Genomic DNA, 395 nt, shown 5'->3' with positions numbered 1-395 from the left:
TGCCGAAAGCACACGTCGTCCCGGAGCTTCGTCGGCATCAATGGGTGGAGTCGTTCGCCCGCGACTGGTAGAACTCGCCGATGCGTCGAACAAACCGCTGCGGGTTCGCACCGGCAAGATTGGTCAGCACGATCACGGCCAAGTCTTCATCCGGGTAGACGACGAATGCCGCGCGGGCACCGCCAATGCCTGCGACCTGGCGCGGGCGATCAGCCTTCAAAACCGGCCAGCCTAAGGCCCAATCGCTTTTCGCCCCGCTGTTCAGTGGCTCTTGCTGCCACATGCGCTGGACATGTGCATCATCAATCAACTGGTCCTGCGACAGCGCAATGATCCAGCGCGACAGCTCTTCGGCCGTCGTCTGGATTCCGCCACCCGCCCACAGGCTGTAGGGC

At 62.8% G+C, this 395-nt stretch carries 1 protein-coding gene; it reads right to left on the bottom strand.

Annotated elements, in window-relative coordinates; translation table 11 throughout:
* Positions 1–37: 37 nt before the first annotated feature.
* On the bottom strand, positions 38–395 hold a 358-nt coding region (locus K9U40_RS24420), incomplete at its 5' end, for a serine hydrolase (protein ID WP_282892620.1).

Origin of the sequence: Xanthobacter autotrophicus, assembly GCF_030015065.1 — a bacterium.
In the GTDB taxonomy this organism is placed as follows: domain Bacteria; phylum Pseudomonadota; class Alphaproteobacteria; order Rhizobiales; family Xanthobacteraceae; genus Xanthobacter; species Xanthobacter autotrophicus_D.
Note: the sequence above shows the minus strand (reverse complement) of the source record. Positions and strands in the feature narration are given on the sequence as shown.